At 22.1% G+C, this 742-nt stretch carries 1 pseudogene; it reads left to right on the top strand.

Annotated elements, in window-relative coordinates:
* Positions 1 to 464 precede the first annotated feature (464 nt).
* A pseudogene (locus B2G44_RS00380) lies at positions 465 to 742 on the top strand (IS3 family transposase); the annotation flags it as partial.

The raw sequence follows: 742 nt of genomic DNA, 5'->3' as shown, positions 1-742 counted from the left end.
TTATCATCATTCACTCATCATTCACTCATCATTTGTCTTTTAAAATAACCTAGTTCAACATTAACTCCTCGAAGGAGTGATACTTTATATATTTATATCGATAATGATAATGATATCGATATTTGATATTATCGATAATCATTTTTGATCATTATCGTTATCGATATCATAAAAATCCTTTGCGTTAAGAAAATAATTTGGTTCTTTTAATTATATTAATTTTAAATTTATTTTAATTTTTAAGTCAATAACCTTGCCAGGGTTGTAGAGAGATGTATATAAGGTAATTGTGTTTTAATTTATTTAAATTATTAATTTAATTTAAATTTTTGAGTTAATAACCTTTCCAAGGTTTATTATTCTATATTTAATAAAAAGATAAATAAACTGAAGCTCTTAAAATCTTTCCGAGTTATAATAGGAAATATATTTAAAAATAATTGGTAAAGATAATTGGTCTTAAGATGCAAAAATTAAAACAAAAAATCGAATTATTACAAAAAATGATGGAAAAAATTAAAAAAATTGATAAAAAGATGGTTTTTTATTTGGTTAACCAATTCCAACAAACTCTCAATTTAACCACCATTTTACAAACCATCCAAATTAACCGAAGTACTTATTATTGGTTAAAAATCCAAAATAAACTAAAGGAAAAAGAAAAAAAATATTTGTTACAACAAAAACGAATTAAAGCTTTATGTTTAAACTATCAATATTTTTATGGACATCGCAAAATCAC

Source organism: Candidatus Phytoplasma citri, assembly GCF_002009625.1.
GTDB lineage: Bacteria > Bacillota_I > Bacilli_A > Acholeplasmatales > Acholeplasmataceae > Phytoplasma > Phytoplasma citri.
Note: the sequence above shows the minus strand (reverse complement) of the source record. Positions and strands in the feature narration are given on the sequence as shown.